Annotated in this window: 20 protein-coding genes; 13 read left to right on the forward strand and 7 right to left on the reverse strand. The window is 35.7% G+C overall.

The window, feature by feature from the left end:
- The first annotated feature begins 101 nt into the window (after positions 1-101).
- Positions 102-806 (forward strand): GntR family transcriptional regulator, encoded by a 705-nt coding sequence (locus GYM74_RS04755; protein ID WP_220219345.1) that lies wholly within the window; start codon positions 102-104, stop codon positions 804-806.
- 194 nt (positions 807-1,000) lie between these two features.
- On the opposite strand, the gene GYM74_RS04760 is transcribed toward GYM74_RS04755, so the two are convergent.
- The 3 genes from GYM74_RS04760 to rph all read right to left on the reverse strand — a co-directional run bounded on the left by GYM74_RS04760 (position 1,001) and on the right by rph (position 3,793).
- A complete protein-coding gene (locus tag GYM74_RS04760; protein ID WP_220219346.1) occupies positions 1,001-2,149 on the reverse strand; it encodes an SIMPL domain-containing protein in 1,149 nt (382 codons plus the stop codon).
- 266 nt (positions 2,150-2,415) lie between these two features.
- Positions 2,416-3,063, reverse strand: a complete 648-nt coding sequence (gene pyrE / locus GYM74_RS04765; protein WP_220219347.1) for an orotate phosphoribosyltransferase — start codon at positions 3,061-3,063, stop codon at positions 2,416-2,418.
- A gap of 13 nt (positions 3,064-3,076) precedes the next feature.
- On the reverse strand, positions 3,077-3,793 hold the full coding sequence (gene rph, locus GYM74_RS04770) for a ribonuclease PH (protein WP_220219348.1): 717 nt from the start codon (positions 3,791-3,793) through the stop codon (positions 3,077-3,079).
- A gap of 152 nt (positions 3,794-3,945) precedes the next feature.
- On the opposite strand from rph, the gene GYM74_RS04775 reads away from it, so the two are divergent.
- The 3 genes from GYM74_RS04775 (at position 3,946) to GYM74_RS04785 (ending at position 6,911) form a co-directional block, all read left to right on the forward strand.
- Complete coding sequence (locus tag GYM74_RS04775) at positions 3,946-4,812, forward strand: YicC/YloC family endoribonuclease (protein WP_220219349.1); 867 nt, start codon at positions 3,946-3,948, stop codon at positions 4,810-4,812.
- A 514-nt stretch (positions 4,813-5,326) separates the two neighbouring features.
- Positions 5,327-6,238, forward strand: a complete 912-nt coding sequence (locus tag GYM74_RS04780) for a hypothetical protein (RefSeq protein WP_220219350.1) — start codon at positions 5,327-5,329, stop codon at positions 6,236-6,238.
- Positions 6,239-6,290: 52 nt separating this feature from the next.
- Complete coding sequence (locus GYM74_RS04785; protein WP_220219351.1) at positions 6,291-6,911, forward strand: hypothetical protein; 621 nt, start codon at positions 6,291-6,293, stop codon at positions 6,909-6,911.
- Positions 6,912-7,087: 176 nt separating this feature from the next.
- Here the strand turns inward: GYM74_RS04785 and GYM74_RS04790 are convergent, their stop codons facing one another.
- Positions 7,088-8,470, reverse strand: coding sequence for an MATE family efflux transporter (locus GYM74_RS04790; RefSeq protein ID WP_220219352.1), 1,383 nt, complete (start codon positions 8,468-8,470; stop codon positions 7,088-7,090).
- Positions 8,471-8,651: 181 nt separating this feature from the next.
- Here GYM74_RS04790 and yejK point away from each other — a divergent pair, with 181 nt between their 5' ends.
- The 3 genes from yejK to GYM74_RS04805 all read left to right on the forward strand — a co-directional run bounded on the left by yejK (position 8,652) and on the right by GYM74_RS04805 (position 11,875).
- Positions 8,652-9,656 (forward strand): nucleoid-associated protein YejK, encoded by a 1,005-nt coding sequence (gene yejK / locus GYM74_RS04795; RefSeq protein ID WP_220219353.1) that lies wholly within the window; start codon positions 8,652-8,654, stop codon positions 9,654-9,656.
- Positions 9,657-9,701: 45 nt separating this feature from the next.
- Positions 9,702-10,550, forward strand: coding sequence for a deoxyribonuclease IV (nfo, locus tag GYM74_RS04800; RefSeq protein WP_220219354.1), 849 nt, complete (start codon positions 9,702-9,704; stop codon positions 10,548-10,550).
- A gap of 317 nt (positions 10,551-10,867) precedes the next feature.
- A complete protein-coding gene (locus GYM74_RS04805) occupies positions 10,868-11,875 on the forward strand; it encodes a hypothetical protein (protein WP_220219355.1) in 1,008 nt (335 codons plus the stop codon).
- 151 nt (positions 11,876-12,026) lie between these two features.
- On the opposite strand, the gene yccS is transcribed toward GYM74_RS04805, so the two are convergent.
- Positions 12,027-14,171, reverse strand: a complete 2,145-nt coding sequence (yccS, locus tag GYM74_RS04810; protein ID WP_220219356.1) for a YccS family putative transporter — start codon at positions 14,169-14,171, stop codon at positions 12,027-12,029.
- A 453-nt stretch (positions 14,172-14,624) separates the two neighbouring features.
- Between yccS and GYM74_RS04815 the strand changes: the two genes are divergently transcribed.
- Positions 14,625-14,954 carry a Grx4 family monothiol glutaredoxin gene (locus GYM74_RS04815; protein ID WP_220219626.1) on the forward strand — a complete coding sequence of 110 codons (330 nt, stop codon included), beginning with the start codon at positions 14,625-14,627 and terminating at the stop codon, positions 14,952-14,954.
- Positions 14,955-15,037: 83 nt separating this feature from the next.
- On the opposite strand, the gene rnt is transcribed toward GYM74_RS04815, so the two are convergent.
- A complete protein-coding gene (gene rnt / locus GYM74_RS04820; RefSeq protein WP_220219357.1) occupies positions 15,038-15,679 on the reverse strand; it encodes a ribonuclease T in 642 nt (213 codons plus the stop codon).
- Between the two features lie 122 nt (positions 15,680-15,801).
- Positions 15,802-16,557 carry a tetratricopeptide repeat protein gene (locus GYM74_RS04825; protein ID WP_220219358.1) on the reverse strand — a complete coding sequence of 252 codons (756 nt, stop codon included), beginning with the start codon at positions 16,555-16,557 and terminating at the stop codon, positions 15,802-15,804.
- A gap of 520 nt (positions 16,558-17,077) precedes the next feature.
- Between GYM74_RS04825 and GYM74_RS04830 the strand changes: the two genes are divergently transcribed.
- The 5 genes from GYM74_RS04830 to GYM74_RS04850 all read left to right on the forward strand — a co-directional run bounded on the left by GYM74_RS04830 (position 17,078) and on the right by GYM74_RS04850 (position 20,947).
- Complete coding sequence (locus tag GYM74_RS04830) at positions 17,078-17,836, forward strand: Nif3-like dinuclear metal center hexameric protein (RefSeq protein WP_220219359.1); 759 nt, start codon at positions 17,078-17,080, stop codon at positions 17,834-17,836.
- A gap of 97 nt (positions 17,837-17,933) precedes the next feature.
- On the forward strand, positions 17,934-18,812 hold the full coding sequence (gene dapA / locus GYM74_RS04835; RefSeq protein WP_220219360.1) for a 4-hydroxy-tetrahydrodipicolinate synthase: 879 nt from the start codon (positions 17,934-17,936) through the stop codon (positions 18,810-18,812).
- Positions 18,813-18,847: 35 nt separating this feature from the next.
- Entirely contained in the window at positions 18,848-19,594 is a 747-nt protein-coding gene (bamC, locus tag GYM74_RS04840) for an outer membrane protein assembly factor BamC (RefSeq protein WP_220219361.1), read from the forward strand.
- 187 nt (positions 19,595-19,781) lie between these two features.
- Positions 19,782-20,492, forward strand: coding sequence for a phosphoribosylaminoimidazolesuccinocarboxamide synthase (purC, locus tag GYM74_RS04845; protein WP_220219362.1), 711 nt, complete (start codon positions 19,782-19,784; stop codon positions 20,490-20,492).
- Positions 20,492-20,947: a DUF441 domain-containing protein gene (locus GYM74_RS04850; protein ID WP_220219363.1), complete on the forward strand. Its 456-nt coding sequence runs from the start codon at positions 20,492-20,494 to the stop codon at positions 20,945-20,947. Before purC ends, GYM74_RS04850 begins: the two co-directional genes overlap by 1 nt.

The raw sequence follows: 20,947 nt of genomic DNA on the forward strand, positions 1-20,947 counted from the left end.
TTTGTGATCTAGATCTGATTTTTAACCTAAACTGCTTACTAATTACTTAAAACAAGTTACAATGAGAGCTATTTATTTATAAAAACAATAAAGAGAAATAAATGCTAAAATATCAAGATGTTGCCGAAAAGATTAAACAAGAAATCTATCGGCAAAAATTGCCAAAAGACACTCAATTACCCAATATTGAAGGGTTAATTGCTCAATATCAAGTCAGTCGAACAACTATTATTAAGGCACTTAATCGATTAGAGCGGCATGGTGTTATCTATCAAATACAAGGTAGTGGCATCTTCGTACGACAACCTAAAAAGCAGGGGTTTCTTAATTTTCTAGAGAGTCATGGTTTTAGTGTTGATTTAAATGATCTACCTGGCACATCACAAGTCTTTAATGTCGATTTAATGCAGCCGAATGCTAAAGTGAAAGAGACCTTACAGTGTGATGATACTGAGCAAGTTTATTATATAAAACGTTTGCGTTATGTTGATGGCAAAGTGTATGGTTTTGAGCAATCATATTATCGCAAAAAGCTCGTACCCTACCTTAATAAAGAAATTGCCGAACACTCAATTTTTAGCTATGTTCAAGATATTTATAAAATTAATATTGGTTTTTCTGATAAATATTTTAAGGCAATTAAGCTTAATGATGAAATCGCACAATACTTAGGTTTACAAGCTGGCGATCCTGCACTTTGCGTTGAAGAAATTTTTTATACTTCAGCGGGTGAGCCATTTGATTTTTCAAAAATTATTTATCACTACGATAATGCAAAATTTTATGTACAAAGTCATTCTAAGTAAGATAAAGTCGTAAGGGAAAATCGAGCGGATAAAAAATTTCTCCTTAATTAGTAGCGAACTATCTTAACTAACTATCACAACTAACTATTACAAACAACTATCACAACCACTAATTAAGGAGATTAAATTACTAATTATTGTCAAGTAAAACATGTGGAACAAAGATATAAATCAATCTGGATCTAAACATAATATTACTCATTAACTTTCTGCTTAAGCATTTCAAAAGTACCGGTTATGATTAACTGCATTTTCTGCTCCGATTGAATCGAAATATCGACGCCTTTTTTTAGGTATCTATCCATACCAATACCCATACGTATAGAACCTCTATCCTCGAAGGAGTAATTATTGTTTAATTTTTCAACGATAGCTAAGTCTGTGATATCAATTCGGGTAGGTGCACCTAAAATATATTTTTTCGATAAAAATGAGGTTGCTTTATCTTCCAACTTCTGGAGTAATAATGGTTCAACATCTTCAATTGCTTTTTGCTTAGCTTTTGTTGAAACGTCGTAACGGGCATCATTGTTAACGATGATATCCAATTCTTGAGCTTTACCGATAATTTTACCTATTTCATCAATTTTATCTGTGCTAATCGCTAAACGGTGAGTGATCGTTTGATGTTTTTCTTTTAATCCGTCGGGGCTATAGGCGCTAACATCAGTAGCGGCAATTGAAGTAGTATCTAAGTTCAACTTATTTAATTTTTCAACAATGGCATAATAAATATCCCTTGCTTTTTTATCGGCTTCTTTTTCACTATTGGCTATTGCATTGATGATAAAATTATACGAATCAGAGTTTGGAGTTTGAGACTCGCCTACCAGTTCATAAATATTATGTTGACCTAATACTTCCTTTACTTTCATAAAACTATCATTATCTTCAATCGATATAAATATCGAATAGCGTGCTTTATATTGCCGCTCTATCCCTGCAACTTTTTTATATACTATTTCCTCTTTCTCTTGGTTGTCATACCCCACAGAAGTTAAACTTTTATCTGACAACCCTAATTTAATTAAATAATCTTTAAATTCTTTTATTTTCTTATCATTAATTTCTGATGCTTCGGTAAGTGTTAACCCTTCGCTATTGACTGTTACGCTAAAGTTTACAACATCCGGTTTCAATCTGATAATTTCTACATGTCTGACATCAATTGTTCCGACTGGAACTAAGCCATTTCCGTATTTAGATTTTTCAAGCTCAAGATAGGCATCAGTAACATTTAAGTTGTTAGAATTTGGAAAGGAATGGACTGCCGAAGCAGCCCCTAAGTTCAGGAACATCGCTAACAAAATCCCTGTTTTTTTTGTTTTTATTATATTTATCATTGTTTTCTTATCGCCTTATGTTTTTTTGTTGTATTACTGGTCAGTATCTTGTTTAAGATTTTAACAAGTATACGTTTTATTGTATGAAAGAGATTGTAATTCAAAAAAAATCAAATATGTCTTAAAAATGTATAAAGTTGTAAAAAGATGTAAAAACTTCGGAGTGATAAAATTGACAATAAATTGGGGGGTTAAAACAATAAATTGGCAAAAGCATCTTACGATGCTTTTGTTACTAACAATAGTTAAGTTATACGGGGTTGATTTTATTTGATTCCATACTCGGTACGGTAAGCTTCGACTTGATTTACTTGACCTTGTCTTGTTGGATCTTTGTAGAGATATTGAATAAGATCATCTAGAGTGATAATGGAAATGACATCACAATGATAGGTTTGTTTAATTTCTTGAATGGCAGATAAATCACCTCGTCCCTTTTCCTGACGATCTAAACAAATCAGGACACCCGCTAGTTTCGATTGATTATCTTCTAAAATGCGCATTGATTCACGAATCGCTGTACCGGCTGTAATTACATCGTCAACAAGCATAACACGTTGCTTATAGATTGAACTACCAACCAAGTTACCGCCTTCGCCATGGTCTTTAGCTTCTTTGCGGTTGAAGCAATAAGGAACATCTACATTATGGTGTTCTGATAAAGCAACAACCGTTGATGAAACAATTGGTATGCCTTTGTAGGCAGGTCCAAAAATAACATCGTATTTTAAGTTGGCATCCATCAATGCCGCAGCATAAAAACGGCCTAACAACGCTAAATCTTTACCGGTATTGAATAATCCAGCATTAAAAAAATAGGGGCTTTTTCTACCTGATTTTAAGGTGAATTCGCCAAATTTTAATGCTTGCCGATCCAAAGCAAATTCAATAAATTCACTTTTATATGATTTCATCGATTATCTCCAATTAATCTTTTAAGGCCTGTTTTTGAGCTTTTATAATAGTTGCTATGCCATTTTTGGCTAAGTCTAATAATTTTAATAACTCATCATGGCTAAATGGCTCACCTTCTGCTGTTCCTTGAATCTCAATTATGCGGCCATCGTCTGTCATAACGACATTCATATCAGTTTGCGCATTAGAATCTTCAATATATTCCAAATCACATATCGCTTCACCTTCTACAATGCCGACAGAAACAGCAGCAACTAAAGATTTAATCGGGTTTTGTTTGATTTGACCATTGGCTAACATGGTGTTAATAGCATCATTGAGTGCTACACAGGCGCCGGTAATCGATGCAGTTCGAGTACCACCGTCAGCTTGGATAACGTCGCAATCTAAAGTGATTGTGTATTCACCCAGTACTTTAAGGTCGATCATCGCTCGCAATGAACGGGCAATAAGACGTTGAATTTCCATTGTTCGACCAGTTTGTTTACCTTTAGCGGCTTCACGTTGCGTTCTTGAATTAGTCGCTCGTGGTAACATACCATATTCGGCGGTTACCCAACCTTGATTTTGACCTTTTAAAAAGCGCGGTACAGTTTCATCAACTGTTGCATTACAAAGTACTTTTGTTTCACCAAACTCAACTAATACAGATCCTTCTGCATGCTTAGTATAATGACGGGTAATTTTGATAGGGCGGACTTGTTCCGCAGTTCGACCAGACGGGCGCATGCAATTCTCCAGCAGTTTAAAAAAATGTCTTGATTATTCATTTAGGAGGACACCAACCAGATAGCGTTGATGTTTAGCCTAAGCTAAGGGCACATTATACAGAATTTGTGATACAATGCCCAGCAACATTTTGCTAAAATTAGGACACAATCATGATTTCAAGTATGACCGCTTATGCAAGAAAAGAGTTAAACCAATCATGGGGAAATGCTTCTTGGGAACTGCGCTCGGTCAATCAACGCTATTTAGAGACTTATATTCGATTACCAGAACAGTTTCGTTCACTTGAACCGCTGATTCGTGAACGTTTACGAAACCGATTAACACGAGGTAAAGTCGAATGTAGTTTACGATTCGAGTTAGACCCAGCTACTCAACATCAACAATTATCCTTAAATAAAGAGCTAGCTGAGCAAATATTAAATGCCGCTGATTGGATTGCCGCACAGCATCAATCCGGCGAAGTCAATCCGATTGATGTTTTACGTTGGCCTGGCGTTCTCTCCGCTAAAGAGCAAAATTTAGATACAATCTCACAAGAAATTTTAGCGTTATTAGAAACGGTATTAGATGAGTTTATTGCTGTTCGGGAACGTGAAGGACAAGCGTTAAGTCAACTCATCACTCAACGATTAGAAGGGATAAGCGCCGAAGTCGAGAAAATTCGTCTTTTCATGCCTCAAATACTTCAATGGCAAAAAGATCGGTTAAAAAGTAAGTTAGAAGAAGTAAATATTGACCTTGATAGTTCTCGATTAGAACAAGAGATAGTCCTGTTAGCTCAGCGAATTGATGTAGCTGAAGAGCTAGACCGTCTAATGACACATGTTAAAGAAACCTATTCAATCTTGAAGAAAAACGAAGCTGTCGGGCGTCGATTGGATTTTATGATGCAAGAATTTAACCGTGAGTCCAATACCATTGCCTCAAAATCAATTAATGCGCAAGTGACTGCTAGTGCAATTGAACTAAAAGTGTTGATAGAACAAATTAGAGAGCAAGTACAAAATATTGAGTAAGTTTAATTATTGCAGATACAAGTCATCAATTATCAAACTTATGTGATCTTCTCGCTTTTATGTTAACTTGGGCACAACAGGTATTGTATTTTGTTTGCCCAGTAGTTATTGCATAGAGTTATTGCATGTATTTATGTCTCTGTAGCTATTTTTCGTTAGTTTTCCCTGCCGATTTGACTCTTTTCTCCAATACCTTCATCCCTCAAAGTGAGAGCGTCTAGCGTGTTATTTGTCCTGACCTATCTAAATGTTATTTTGTAATTTCGTCAATCATCTTTAAATTGAGTTGAAATACCTTACCAATTCAGATCTTTACAATTTTTTGTTTATTTATCTTTACTTTTAACTTAGCCTGTCTAGAATAACAGACCTTTTTATAATCAATATCTATCATTGTCTAATGAAAATAATAATTAATTGACAATTTTAACGCTGACAGATGTTTACAAGTAGTCGTTTTTTGTATTTTGCTTCAACTTTTTAAATGTTTTAGAAATAAGTAAGGAATAGAATAATGAACCTTTCAAACAGTCAATACCAATTATCGAAAAAATTTCAATTAATTCCAACCATTTTGTTTACTGTAGTTGGTATTTTCATTGCCATTTTTCTGGGTGTTTTATATTCAATTATCTCAAGTTTTTCCCCGCTAATTCTGCTCGATATCGGCTTGGCTGTCGGGATGGCTTGGGTATTAACAACGATTACCAGTAATTTAACAAAGTTGGCAAAAGTAAGAAATGAGCTTGTCAGTTTTTTAATGGCGCTTATCATTTGTTTATTTGCTTACTATTCTGCGACGGTCACTTTTGAACTGTTGATCTTCGATATGGATTATGAATATTGGTTAGATTTTTTCCTTTCTCCTGTAACTGTATTTGACATTATTATCAGTGATATTATTCCTAATCGTGTCATAACTATTACTAAAGGTAGTTCAAAATCTGGTTTAGAAATATCAGGTATCTTGCTTGGCATTGTCTATTTAGTTGAGTTGATTGTGTTTTTATGGCCAGCTGCGGTTACACTAAATATGGATGATTGTTTTTGTGAGGACTGTCAAAAATGGTATTCTAAATTTAATTTTTATTCAGCAAGTGACGATTCGTTAGTGACTAATATTAATACTTGCCAGTCAGGCCATTATGCCGACGTATTGTCTCAGGTTGTTTTTTATAAAAATTTAAATGAATTAGTTCAGCAGTCCGAACCAACATCCGAAGAAATAACAGGATTGAATTACATTTACTGCCAATGTCCAAACTGTCATGAAAGAAACCTATTGAGTATTCTAAAAATCAAGCTGAAAAAAAATAAGAAAGAATATGAAGCGGTAACAGATTCTGACTCAATTCTAGTAAATAATAACTATATTGATGCAAAGACTGATGAAATTTTCCAAACTCAAAAACGAAATTTATATTAATTTGCAAAAATAGAACAACAGGGACATCGCTCCCTGTTGTTGTCTGCCTGATATGGTAAAGAAAACCGTATCTTTAGACGGTAAGATCGCAATGGCTTGTTGTCTGCCTGATATGGTAAAGAAAACCGTATCTTTAGACGGTAAGATCGCAATGGCTTGTTGTCTGCCTAATATGGTGAAGAAAACCGTATCTTTGGACGGTAAGATCGCAATGACTTGTTGTATGCTTGATATGGCGAAGAAAATCGTATCTTTAGACGGTAAGATCGCAATGGCTTGTTGTCTGCTTGATATGGCGAAGAAAACCGTATCTTTGGACGGTAAGATCGCAATGGCTTGTTGTATGCTTGATATAGCGAAGAAAACCGTATCTTTGGACGGTAAGATCGCAATGGCTTGTTGTATGCTTGATATAGCGAAGAAAACCGTATCTTTAGACGGTAAGATCGCAATGGCTTGTTGTATGCCTGATATGGCGAAGAAAACCGTATCTTTGGACGGTAAGATCGCAATGGCTTGTTGTATGCTTGATATGGCGAAGAAAACCGTATCTTTAGACGGTAAGATCGCAATGGCTTGTTGTATGCTTGATATGGCGAAGGAAACTGTATCTTTGGACGGTAAGATCGTAATGGCTTGTGATCTGCCTGATATGGTGAAGAAAACAAATTAAATTTTTAATATTTTTTTCAATCTTTTACTTTTGTAATAAAAGTAGAGGATATCTTGTTTTAATCTATCCACGGGGCGAACATGTCAATATTGTTAGCATAGAGATTAATTGCTATAGTCTTATAAAAAACGGCGCAAATCTGCGCCGTTTTCACTATCTCTGAATTTAATCAATGATTAGTCATTTAAACATTGTCGATTTTTAATTGATCTGAAATACCAAAACAGTACAAGATAAGCTGTTCCGGTTGAAAGCAGATCTGCGGTTGGTGATGCAGCCCAAACGCCATCAAAACCAAAAAATAGTGGCAAAATATATAAGGCAGGGAGCAAGATTAAAATTTGCCTTGAAAGGCTTAAAAGAATCGATATTTTTGCCATACCAATACATTGGAAAAAGCTAGTAGTTACCATTTGAAAGCCAACAAATGCAAAGGCTAAAGTAGTATAACGTAACGCAAGTGCTGATAGATCGACTAAATCTTTTTCGGAACTGAAGGCCCGGACTAAAATATCCGGGATAAAAAATCCTAATAGAAAACCGAATGTGGTTACTGCGGTTGCGACCTTAACTGCATAGATAAAAGTTTGCTTAACTCGAATATAATTTTTAGAGCCATAGTTGTAACCAATAATTGGTTGCATACCTTGATTAATGCCGATTACGATCATGATGATTAATGTAATAAGCCGGTTGGCATTTGAATAAGCGGCAATGGCATCATCGCCGGATTGATGTGCTGAAGATGCATAATGATTAAGTTGCCAGTTAATAAATACCACTACAATTGATGCGGCAACTTGCATAGCAAAAGGCGACATACCGATAGATAGTATGGCTTTTACATATTGTAAATTAAGCGTGAAATTGCGACGGTATAATTTTATATTACTGTTTTTACTTAAAAAATGCTGCATAACAAATATAAAGCTTATCAACATTGACAATGTTGTTGCCAGTGCTGCTCCTCGCATTCCCCAACCCAGTCCAATAATAAAAATCGGGGCTAAGATAATATTGGCTATTACACTCACAAACATGGTTACCATGGCTTTAAATGGATAGCCACTTGCTCGCATCATATTGTTGTAGTTGAAAGTCAGTGTGGTAAATATGCTGCCGGGTAAGAAGATCTCTAAAAATTCTTTTGCATAGGTATGATTGACCGGACTTGAGCCAACAAACCTTAAAACAGGATCAACAAAATAGAGCAACAGTGACAGCGTTATACCGCTCAACACTGCGGTAAGCATAAAGGAGGTACCGGCAACTTTCTCGGCATTATCGTTTTCACCACGACCTAAAAATATCGAAATCCGGCTTGCTGAACCAATACCTACTAGCATACCAATTCCTGCAGCTAAATTCATTACCGGTAAAATTAATCCTGCTGCGCTGAGCGCTTCTCGACCAATCCAGTGACCAATAAAGATGCCGTCAATAATATTATAAAGCGTATTAACAATAGTACCGATGATTGCCGGTAACGCATATTGCCAAAAGAGTAAGCTGATTTTTTTATTCTTAAAATCTTGATAGATATCTTGAGAGTGAGCCATATTATTTTTTCCCACTATTAGACGTTGTAAAGAAGTTTCAGAAATTGTATACGTTTGAGTATAAAATAGATACTAATGATGCGTTAGTCTAACAGAGTTACAAATTGTTGATAGAACTTTTATAGAGCTTTGTTAGAATATAGCATAATTTAATACTTCGATCCAAATAGGAATCCTTTCAATGAGTGTGCAAATAGAACAAGTTATTTTACATAAATTAATCAGAAAAAGTGATACTGAAATTGAATTACAATTACGTGATTCATTGCTGAGCAATCAGCAAGCGGTGGTCAATCTCATCGAAGATATCAATCGTATTTACAACAACAAAAGCAAAGCTTATGGTCTATTTAATAGCGAAAGTTTATTTGAACAATCTCTTAAAGAACTCCGCTTAGGGAATCAAGATTTTTTAAATTTTAGCCAAGAATCGACTAAGCAGTTACGTAATGAACTTGCCAAATACCCATTTGCTGAAGGCGGAACGGTGGTCTTTTGTCATTATCGTTATCTTGCTGTCGATTATTTAATTATTGCTGTGCTCAATAGTTGCTTTAGCATGTTGGTTAATGAACAATTAGATATTACTGAAACTCAATACTTAGATATTGATCATGCTGACATTATCGCTCGAATCGATATAACAGAATGGGAAACGGAAGCTGACTCTAAACGTTATTTAACCTTCTTAAAAGGGCGAGTTGGGCGTAAAGTATCTGACTTTTTTATGGATTATTTAGGTGCCAGCGAAGGGTTAGATGCTAAAGCACAAAATAAAACGCTGGTGAAAGCGGTTGATGATTATTGTCAGGAAATGCAATTTGATAAACAAGACAAAGTTCACGCACGTGAAAATGTTTACAATTATTGCCAAGCTCAGTTGCAAGCCGGTGAAGAAATTGAGCTTAAAAATCTTGCTAATGAATTACCAACTAATGGCGATAACAATTTTATGGAATTTGTTAAAAACAGTGATTACGATTTGGAAGAAACGTTTCCGGTTGATCGTAGTGCATTGCGACAACTTAAAAAATTTTCAGGAAGTGGTGGGGGATTAACATTAAGCTTTGATTCCGACCTATTGGGTGAACGTGTTAAATGGGATCCGCAAACCGACTCATTAGTCATAAAAGGTGTACCGCCTAATTTGCGTGATCAGTTGCAACGTAATAGTGGTTCAAACTAATTATAAGTTCCCTTTTTTTTAACACCATTATCAGGATTCACAAATATGAAATATGTCGGTGCGCATGTCAGCGCTTCTGGTGGGGTCGATAACGCCCCAATTAATGCTTATCAAATCGGCGCGACTGCATTTGCGCTATTTACCAAAAATCAACGTCAATGGCATGCTAAGCCGCTCGAAACCAGCATGATTGATAGCTTTAAAAAGCGCTGTGAAAAATATGGTTTCACCAGCAAACAAATATTGCCACATGATAGTTACCTTATTAATTTAGGTCATCCGGATAGTGAACAACTTGAAAAATCACGCACCGCCTTTTTAGATGAAATGCAGCGCTGTGAGCAACTCGGATTAACCTTGCTTAATTTTCATCCGGGTAGCCACTTAAAGCAGATATCAGTTGATGAATGCCTCAGCCGTATTGCTCAATCCATTAACATGACTTTAGATAAAACTAGCAATGTCGTTGCAGTGATAGAAAATACCGCAGGTCAAGGCTCTAATTTAGGTTATAAATTTGAACATTTGGCTCAAATTATTGATCAGGTAGAAGATAAAAGTCGCGTCGGTGTCTGTATCGATACCTGTCACGCCTTTGCAGCTGGTTATGATTTACGTACTGAAAAAGCTTGTCAAGAAACCTTCGCCGAATTTGAAAAAATTGTTGGTTTTAAATATTTACGAGGCATGCATTTAAACGATGCCAAAAGTGAACTTGCCAGCCATGTTGACCGCCATAATAGTTTAGGAAAAGGAAACATTGGTGAAACGGCTTTTAAATATATTATGCAAGATCCAAGAATTGATGAAATCCCGCTGATTCTCGAAACTATCGACCCGGATATTTGGGCGCAAGAAATTGCATGGTTAAAAGCACAGAGTAAAGAAAATTAAATTAAAAATACCATTGGAGAGAGCAACTATTCAAAGATTTACCTTTAGTGGTATTTTGCTTTGAATAGTTCGTATTTAGCTGTGAAGACTTCGATTTTATTTCCCTTACAATGACGGAATAACACCAAAGGTGATAATCGCCATTAAATGGAACGTTCAAGACATTGTCTGGTTGTAATTTAACCAAAGTACATTGGTATTTGAAAGAATTACAATAACAATAAAGGTAATAGGAAGGTACACAAAGTGTGCTAAAACAGTGAACCAGACAACCAGTAGCCTAACGTTGTCTTATAAAAAAGTGCATAGGAAATAAAATGAAAAAGCAGTTATATTTATTACTGATGAGTTTTATCGCATTGTTATTACTCAGCAATTGCAGCACCAACACCAAGTCGAATAAATCTGAAACTTCCAGATCGAATTTAAAGGTCATAAAAGATGTCGATATATATCATATGCTGATAATCGAAGATATCGACCCTGGTAGGGTATTTTTTCACGTATCGTTATCAGAAACTTTACCGCTCGATGCTGACAAAGAAATATTGCCTGCCAATCTAACTCAAAAAAAATATACATTAACCGACAAAGAACGTAAATTGTTTATGAAAATGGCAGGGATTGGAGAAGATGCGTATTTCTGGATTTATGATTACACAGACAATCAACTATACTCCTATCCAATTTTATCTATGGAAGCAACGGCGATATTAGATTCTTATAGATCCGATCGTTCGCCTCCTTATGATACGAGAGATTATCGAATTGGATTCGAATTACCGCAAGAATTATTGCCAAGGTTTCGTTCAGATTATGATTTATTGGTTTCTATAACAAAAGATAATCCTTTTGCACTAGAACGACTTACACCACTTGATTGGCGGTTAATTCCAAATGCAAATTATCCGGATACAGGACCAGATAAATTATCAAATAGAAATTATGGAAATGTCCCAAAGTATCTAAAAAGTTACATGGCCAATGCGAATAATTTGACTTTTTATGTTCAGGATTATGTAGATGAAAAAGAGCCAAAACAAAGGGATATTTATAAAATTTTTGAAAGAGAACTTGTAGTTGTTGATAAATTAGGTAACACGCTTTTTAAAAGGCGCATGTACCAAGGTGAAGGTATGTCATTAGTTGGGTTGAATAATTACCATGATTATAAAAATGAAAAATTCCAATGGGCAGGACAATTATTCAAAGATTTACCACCAGTAGTATTTGGTTTTGAGTGGTTTTCATTTGGTTGTGAAGGCCTCGATTTTATTGTCCCTTACGAGGAAAGAATAGATTTTAAATGTGATAATCGCCATTAAATGGGACTTTCAAGACATTATCCAGTTAAAATTTAACCAAAGTACATTGGTATTTGAAAGAATTACAATAAAAATGTAATAGAAAGGCACACTAAGTTTGCTAAAAAAATTAAAATAACAAATGTAACTAACGATATTAAATCAGTTTTGATTAAACTGATTTAATATCCAATTCCCCTATCAGGGAAACAATTTCTGGCAAAATATCCAAAATTAATGCTAATTGTTGTATAACCAGCAGATCATTATTGATTTGATCATCATTGTTTGAAATAGACTCAATATAATTAGCCACCGATTGCTTAATCGGTTGGTATTCGGTGTCTAATTGCTTTACAGTGAGCATATTGATGATATAAACCGTCAGATCATCAAACAATTCCAAGGTTTGTTCGGAAACCTGTTTATCGCGATGTGCACCTAAAGTGGAAAGATAGCTGATCAGTGTATGGTTGAGTGTCAACAACCGAAATCCGCTATCGATTACCGCTGGATTCATATGTGGCTCTTTGGTCATCAAACTAATCAATGACGACAGATCGGCATTGCTATCATGCGCAGCACGGCGAGCCACACGATATTGTGGATCATTACTTTTACCTGTTAGATATTGGTGGCCGATTAAGGCTAAATAATGACTGTCATCATGGCAAACACGATCAACTAATTTCGATAAATTGCGAAATTTCCAGTCTGGCCAAATAAAACTGACCGCAAACCAAGCTATAAAACAACCAATTAGGGTTGCGATAATTCTTGAAACTGCAACCTCGATACTACTTTCACCAATTAAGCTAAAGCTAAAAAATACCAATAGAGTTATAAAAGCAGTTGCATAAGCATATTGCGAATTTTTAAAGAGAAAAAATAACCAACCGGTTAGAATTATTAATATCAGTTGCGCTTCAACAGTTGGAAATAAATAAGTTAACGGAATACCAACTATAATCCCTAAAATTGTTCCAAGTACCCGCAATTTCAATCGATATTTAGTGGTTGAATAGTTAGGTTGGCAGACAAAAAGGCTGGTTAAAATAATCCAATAACCGTGCGACAGATGCGAAAAAGCGATCACCATATAGCCAACAAAAAGTACCACACTCATTCGTATAGCATGCCGAAACAGCGCCGATTTAATGGTTAAGTTATGTTTAATTTTGGCAAAAAAATCATAAAAGCTGGTTAACTCTTCATCTACGAGTTGATTGTTTTCCTGCTCTTTGGAAAGGTGTTGTTCGGTATCGATATTGGCTAACAGTAGATCAATAGACTGTAAATTTTGTAGTAGATTTTGCAATGATTTAATTAGTAAGCTATGGCTATGATTATTAGCTTGATATTGATTAATTGCCTCCTCAAGATATGCAAAATAGCGGGCAAATAATGGGTCGTGTTGATAAGTTTGATTTAATTTAATCGATAAGGCTAATTTTGCGCACGCTTTAGCTTGTAAATTCAAGATTCGAGCAAAACGAAATAAAATATCACTATGCTTAAATTGCTTACTCAATGCTTGATAATCACCATGAGAAGAGCTAGCTCTTTCATGAATATCTTGCGCAACGAAATAGTAACTAAGCATCTTTCTTATATAGGATTGACCACGATAGCTTTTTAACCGATTAAATAGTGAGCGTTTGGCTTGATTAAAAACCGCAATTAATTGATTATTACTTTCTGTTAATTCCAGCGTCTGTTTAGAAAATCTGTCTGTTTCATCAGGGTCAAACATTGCGGCTTTGGCATCCAAATATTGTGCTAACTTGATAAAACAATCGGTCAATGTTTGCTGAGTGGTTCGGATTGGTTGAATAATCGATTCAATTAGTGCAACGACATTGTACCAAAGTGCTCCTAAGAGTAGAAAACAGGGTAAGGTATAATTATCATTAAATAAATTATGCCCCAGCATGGTATAAGCGGCGATGAGCAACGAGCCAAAGGCAATAACACCATATCTTTGCCCTAAAGAGCCAAGCATAATAAAGATAAAGGTAGAGCAAACTAATCCAATAATAAATAACAACGGAAAATCGAATAACAGTTCGACTGAAAAAGTGGCAATGGCAAAGCAAACTAGGGTTAAAACAATATTGATACAGCGGCTTAATAGTCGGGTATCAATTTCTGATAATCCAGCAGCAACAACACCCAGCGTTAAAGGTATGACTAATGACACATAGCCTAAATACCATGGCACTAACGTTGAGCCTGTTAAGCTAATTAACATACGAATACTGAAAATGAGATTACTGCTGTAAAAAACTTTACGTAAAGTTAAGAGAATTGTTTGCACGATTGTATATGTCAGTTGCAATGATTATGAGTAGCATACTATATTGTTCAAAGGAGTAAAAGAGTAAGGCCACTGAGCAAAATTAACTGATTAATTATTAACATCACTCAATTTAACCCTATAAATTATTTTGAAAAAACAGTTGAAATGGCTGAATATTACTACTGGTTATTTGTTGTTTAAAACTATTTATCACAAAAATAGGCAAAGCCTTTTAGTTGGCTATATCGTTGCTAAATTATCTTTGAAAAAATTATTATTGATTGATTTTTAGTAAGTTATCTCGTTTTAAATGTTTATATTTTGTGATTTGTTTTTCAACAATCGACCAGAGTTTAGGTTATACATCTAGCAAATGGAATTGATGAGAATAGGACTGATTTAAAATCTACGTTAAAATAGAGCAAATTTTTGAAATATCATTAAAAGGAATCCATTTTTATGACAACTGAAATGACAACGCTGGATAAAATTAAAAAACAAATTGCCGACAATCCAATTATTCTTTATATGAAAGGATCGCCAAAATTGCCTAGTTGTGGTTTTTCGGCGCAAGCTGTGCAAGTTTTATCGCAATGTGGCGTGCCATTTGCTTATGTTGATATTTTGCAAAATCCGGATATTCGTGCGCAATTGCCGGCATTTGCCAATTGGCCAACTTTCCCTCAATTATGGGTAGAAGGTGAGTTAGTCGGTGGTTGTGATATTATGTTAGAGATGTATCAAACCGGTGAATTACAATCGCTAATTAAACAAACCGCGGAAAAACATAAATCTGCATAATCATTTGATTATTCATTAAAAAGGGAGTATTCACTCCCTTTATTATTGGTGTTAACTATTATTGGTGTTAACTATTATTAGTGTTAACTATGAAGCTGTTCATTTGGCATCAGTGGCCAGCCGCCTAGTCGTTTAAACCGATTGACCATTTCACAAAATAAGATAGCTGTTTTTTCTGTATCATAAAGCGCTGAATGGGCTTGTTTATGATCGAACGGAATATTTGCCGTTTCACATGCTTTAGCCAGAACTGTTTGCCCAAATACTAAACCACAAAGTGATGCGGTATCAAAGGTGGCAAACGGGTGAAAAGGGTTGCGTTTAATGCCAGCTCTTTCAGCTGCAGTCATCAAAAAACTGTGATCAAAATGTGCATTATGTGCCACAATCACCGCTCGGGTACAGTCATTGGCTTTGATTCCGCTGCGCACCATTTTAAAGATAGCTTCAAGTGCAACTTTCTCATCAACTGCGCCACGTAAAGGGTTGTCAGGATCAATGCCATTAAAAGCTAATGCAGTAGGCTCTAAAATCGCATCGGCAAAAGGATTAACATTAAATTGCAATGTTTGATCAGGCTCCAGCCAGCCGTCATCCGTCATTTTCAGCGTAATGGCTGCGATCTCTAAAATAGCATTGAGTTTTGGATCAAATCCGGAGGTTTCTATATCAATAACCACCGGATAGAATCCACGAAAACGTTCACAGAGTTTAGTGTTAGGCACAATATTCGTCTTATCTATCTGAAATGAGAGTTATTATGCCAGTTTTTACGTTATTCGCCTAGTTTTACCTGAGTGACCTTAGCATTTTCGCTATAAATCAGTGATCACTTCAATTATATACTTTAGTTTAAACGTGATAGTTTTTGCTTTGATTGTTCTATCTCTTTAATCCATTGTGAATTAATTCGTTTCGAGTGTTTAGGCATATGTTTTAAACGTTGTTCAATGGTTTGTAATACTGCTCTAGCCTGATCAATTTCGTTCCAATTGATTAATGTTTGTAAATAATAGGAAATCGCTTCTAAACTTGGGTAGTAACTAATAAGCGCATCAAATTCTTGATTTGCCTGCTGTTTATCATCTAACGCAACCAAAATTTTAGTGTAAAGTAAATGACCTTCCTCAGAATTGTAATTTGGATTCTTTTCTCTCAGATAATCAAGCTGTTGTTTTGCTTTATTAAATTGTTTATCTTCGTAAAGTGCATTAGCGTATTGCAACAAGATGTCCGGCGCAGTTTGATAAATACCGGTTAATGCTTCTTCATAAAAAGGTAATGCCTCGCTAGCACGATTGCTATCAACTAGTGCTTTAGCTAAGCTTAATTTTGCATCGACAGTGGGTGATAAATCATAATTTTTTTGTGCTTCACGTAGTGAACGCTGTGGATCAAGTGCTTTGCGCAATTTGGATTCAAATTGGTAACCAACGTGGGTAGCGCGAATATCGGAAAGATAGATTGCAAAAAAATAGACGACACTGCCTAGTATCGGGAAAAGAAATAGAATATAGAGCCATATACGATCTTGACCGTTTTTAACAGCATGAATGGCAAAAAATAATGCAATAACGATACTTATTACAACTAATAGTGGCATACTATATGTCCTTCAACTCCAAAAAAGTGCAAATTTAGCATAATAATCGGTTTGAATAAACTGTTTCGCAGTGTGTTTTAACTAAATTTTAATCAGTAAATTACACCAAGTTTTTTAGTTTGTTGCGCCCTGCGTCAATTTTTCACAAGATTTAACTGGAAAACAAGTCAATCAGCAATTGATCAATGTAAAAAGTGCTTTTATCCTAATTTGTTTAAAGTAACAGGTAGAATCTTTTTGTTGTGATTGGTTAAAGTCAATGGGTTAACGAGGCATTATTTTACATCAAGATTTATCTTGAATCAGCAAAATGATAATGGGCTGCCAATCGTAGTGGATAAATGAGAATTAGGTTAATTATCACTTCAACATAATATCACGTGAGATATTTTCAGAAAGCGTCTATAATTGGCGTCAATTAAAAGGACTCAACATTTTAAAGCTAATTTTAACGGTTAGCTGTTTGTCAAAAAGTTTCAGATTTACCCTATGTTTTAGTATAAAAATAGCGAGGAGTATTGTGCATAATTTCGAACTTCAACACATTATTGATACTGAACTGCAAGTATTACGCTATCGTGACTATGCCCCCAATGGATTACAAGTGCAAGGCCGAAGTGAAATTAAAAAAATTGTGACTGGGGTTACAGCTTGTCAACGCTTGTTAGATAAGGCGGTTGAATTGCAAGCCGATGCGGTATTAGTTCATCATGGCTATTTTTGGAAAAGTGAACCGCAAACCATTACCGGCATAAAATATCAACGACTCAAAACGCTACTCTCGAATGACATTAACTTGTTTGGTTATCATTTACCATTAGACGGTCACCCAATCCTAGGAAATAATGCACAATTAGCCCAGCGATTAAATATCGAAATGGATAAGCGTGAAGATATAACCGATCTGCTGTTTAAAGGTAGCTTATCTGAAGCGATGACTGCATTAGAATTCAAAAATTTACTTGAAAAAATCTTACACAACAATCAATCCTCCGTTCTGTTTTGTGGTGATAATGCCCCTGAGGTGATTCAACGTGTAGCTTGGTGTAGCGGCGGCGGACAAGATTTTATTGAAACCGCTGCCTTGCAAGGATTTGATGCTTTTTTTACTGGCGAAGTCTCTGAACGAACTATTCACATTGCACGTGAATACGGTATCAATTTTTATGCCTGTGGACATCATGCTACTGAGCGATATGGTATTAAAACGCTAGGTGAATGGTTAGCGCGAAACTATAACTTAGAAAATATTTTTATCGATATTGATAATCCTGCATAACAAAAGTTGAATTTAAATAAGAAATATCGCATACTTATTCGCAGTTTTTTTATTCTTTTAAGTTGTTTTATAAACACATAATATGAGAGGTCGCTTTATGTTTACAGGAAGTCTGGTCGCACTTGTCACCCCAATGGATACTAAAGGAAATGTCGACCATGTAAGCTTAAAAAAATTGGTAGAATATCATATTGCAAGCGGCACTTGTGCTATTGTTTCAGTTGGTACCACTGGCGAATCAGCAACGCTTGATCATCATGAACATATTGATGTCATCAAACGCACTATTGAGTACGCTGATGGTCGCATTGACATCATTGCCGGCACTGGCGCTAATGCAACTAAAGAAGCCATTGAATTAACCCGCCGGGTTGAAAATATTGGCGTAGTGGGATGTTTGACCGTTGCGCCATACTACAATAAGCCTACTCAAGAAGGCATGTATCAACATTTCAAAGCGATAGCCGAAAGCACAGCGCTACCCCAAATTCTTTATAATGTACCGGGCAGAACCAGCAGCGATATCAAACCTGAAACGGTAGGGCGATTAGCCAAAATTAAAAATATCGTGGCACTAAAAGATGCAACAGGTGACTTATCTCGAGTTTATAAAACCAGAAAATTAGTCGGCGATGATTTCAAACTGCTCAGCGGTGATGATTCAACCTTTTTAGATTTTATGATTTTAGGTGGCGATGGTGTCATTTCTGTTACCGCTAATGTGGCAGCAAAACAGGTCGCAACTGTTTGTGAACTTGCTGCGCAAAACAAAATTAAAGAAGCACGAATGTTGAATGATACACTATTAGCTTTGCATAGTAATTTATTTATTGAACCAAACCCAACGCCAGTAAAATGGGCTTGTGCAAAATTAGGTTTAATGGAAAATGCAACAATCCGTTTACCATTGGTATCGCTGAGCGAAGCTTCAATTCCTGTGGTTGAAAAAGCGTTAAAAGAAGCCAATTTACTGTAATTTATGTATAACCTTTAATTAATAAGCAGATATCTATGTTTAATAAAACTTTATCTAAAAGTAATGCCATAAAAAAAATCGCTATTTTAACAACAATAGTTTCTGTATTTCTTGTTGGCTGTGGTAGTGATCAAAATTACAAACGTGAAGTCGACGGTAATGAAGATTATCTTCAATCACCGGCACTAAAACCGTTAATCATTCCGCAAGGTGTCAGTGTTCCTGCTGAAACGAATGATTATTACGTTGATAATAACGAGGTGCAAGGTGCATTGGGCAAAAAACTAGATATTAGACCGCCAGTTTTACCGATTCCTACTATTGCCGATGCATTTGCTGACTACAGTAATGGCGCAGTCACTTTTAATACGCCATTGAGTGATAATGTTTGGGGGCGAATTGGTAATGTTTTAACAAATAAAAACATCCCAATTAAACACAGTGATAATAAATCAATTACGACTGACAAAGCGTTTATTGTTCGGGCTGATGAAGATCAATCCATTGAAGCTTCCTTTGTTTTTAACAGAGAAGTGCTCGGTCAAACAGAAACAATTACGTTACGTTTAACTTCGTTAACACGTGGAAATGAAGATATCTTATCCCAACCAATTGAAGTTCAACGTTATGTAGTGGGCTTATTCAATGATATTATGGATGAAGTTGCCCCTGAATCTTTACGTGTGGTACCACGCAAAACAGATAATGATGAAAATTCAGGTGCAGAGCAAACAGAAAGATCATCACTAAGCCAAGAATTGAAAGAAGATCTTAAAAACTAATTTCTGATAAATAACCCGGTTGAGTCTTATCGGACGGGTTTTTCGTTAAAGCTTAAAGGAGCAGGCAATGTTGCTATTTCAAGTTATCTGTCTAATGAGTGCTAATCATAGCAACACTATAGTTTTGAATTTAAGGAGCGATTAGCTCCTTAATTATTTATTGGCAATTTGATATAAGGTTATAAAGATGAAAAAGTTGGTTGAGCTTTATCGTGGTAAAGCAAAAACGGTCTATACCACTGACAATCCTGAACTCTTAATTCTTGAGTTTAGAAATGATACATCTGCATTCGATGGACTACGAATTGAACAATTAGAACGTAAAGGTATGGTAAACAATAAATTTAACTACTTTATTATGACGAAATTGCGTGAAGCGGGTATTCCAACCCAAGTTGAAGCTTTACTATCAGATAATGAAGTTATCGTAAAAAAACTTGAAATGTTGCCCGTTGAGTGCGTGGTACGCAATCGTGCGGCAGGGTCGTTAGTTAAGCGCTTAGGTATTGAAGAGGGCAGAGTACTCAATCCGCCAACATTTGAATTATTTTTGAAGAACGATGCGTTACATGATCCAATGGTTAACCGCTCGCACTGCAAAACATTCGGCTTAGCCAGTGATGAACAGCTTGATGAAATGCAAGCGCTAAGCTTTAAAATCAATACCATATTAACTGAATTATTCGATAAAGCCGGATTAATTTTAGTTGATTACAAATTAGAGTTTGGCTTATTTGACGGCGAAATTACCTTAGGCGATGAGTTTTCACCTGACGGATGTCGTTTATGGGAAAAAGAGACTTTGAAAAAAATGGATAAAGACCGTTTTCGTCAAGGATTGGGTGGCGTCATTGAAGCTTACGAAGAAGTCGCTAAGCGTATTGGTGTTCCATTGTAATGTTTGCTCAGTTTGATATCTCTTTTTTTCTACTATTGGGATTAGCAGCGCTGTGTTATTTAACCCATAATAACACAGTGACGTTTGCCGTTTTACTGTTGTTACTTTTCAAACTTACACCCCTTATCAGCTATTTCCCATTTCTGAATAAATATGGTTTAACCATTGGCATTGTTATTTTAACCGCGGCAATGATGGTACCTTTAGCCGACGGATCATTAAAGATTAGTGACATTGTTAAATCATTTACCACATGGCAATCTTTGCTGGCGATTTTAGTGGGTATATTGGTTTCATGGCTTGGCACCCGTGGCATTTCGTTAATTGGTGCTCAGCCAACTATAATCAATGGCTTAATTATTGGTACGCTAATTGGCGTTGCCTTCTTTAAAGGTATTCCTGTTGGTCCTTTGATTGCCGCCGGCATATTATCCTTGCTGATTGGAAAAAGTTAA

The organism is Gilliamella sp. ESL0405, assembly GCF_019469205.1.
Taxonomy (GTDB): domain Bacteria; phylum Pseudomonadota; class Gammaproteobacteria; order Enterobacterales; family Orbaceae; genus Gilliamella.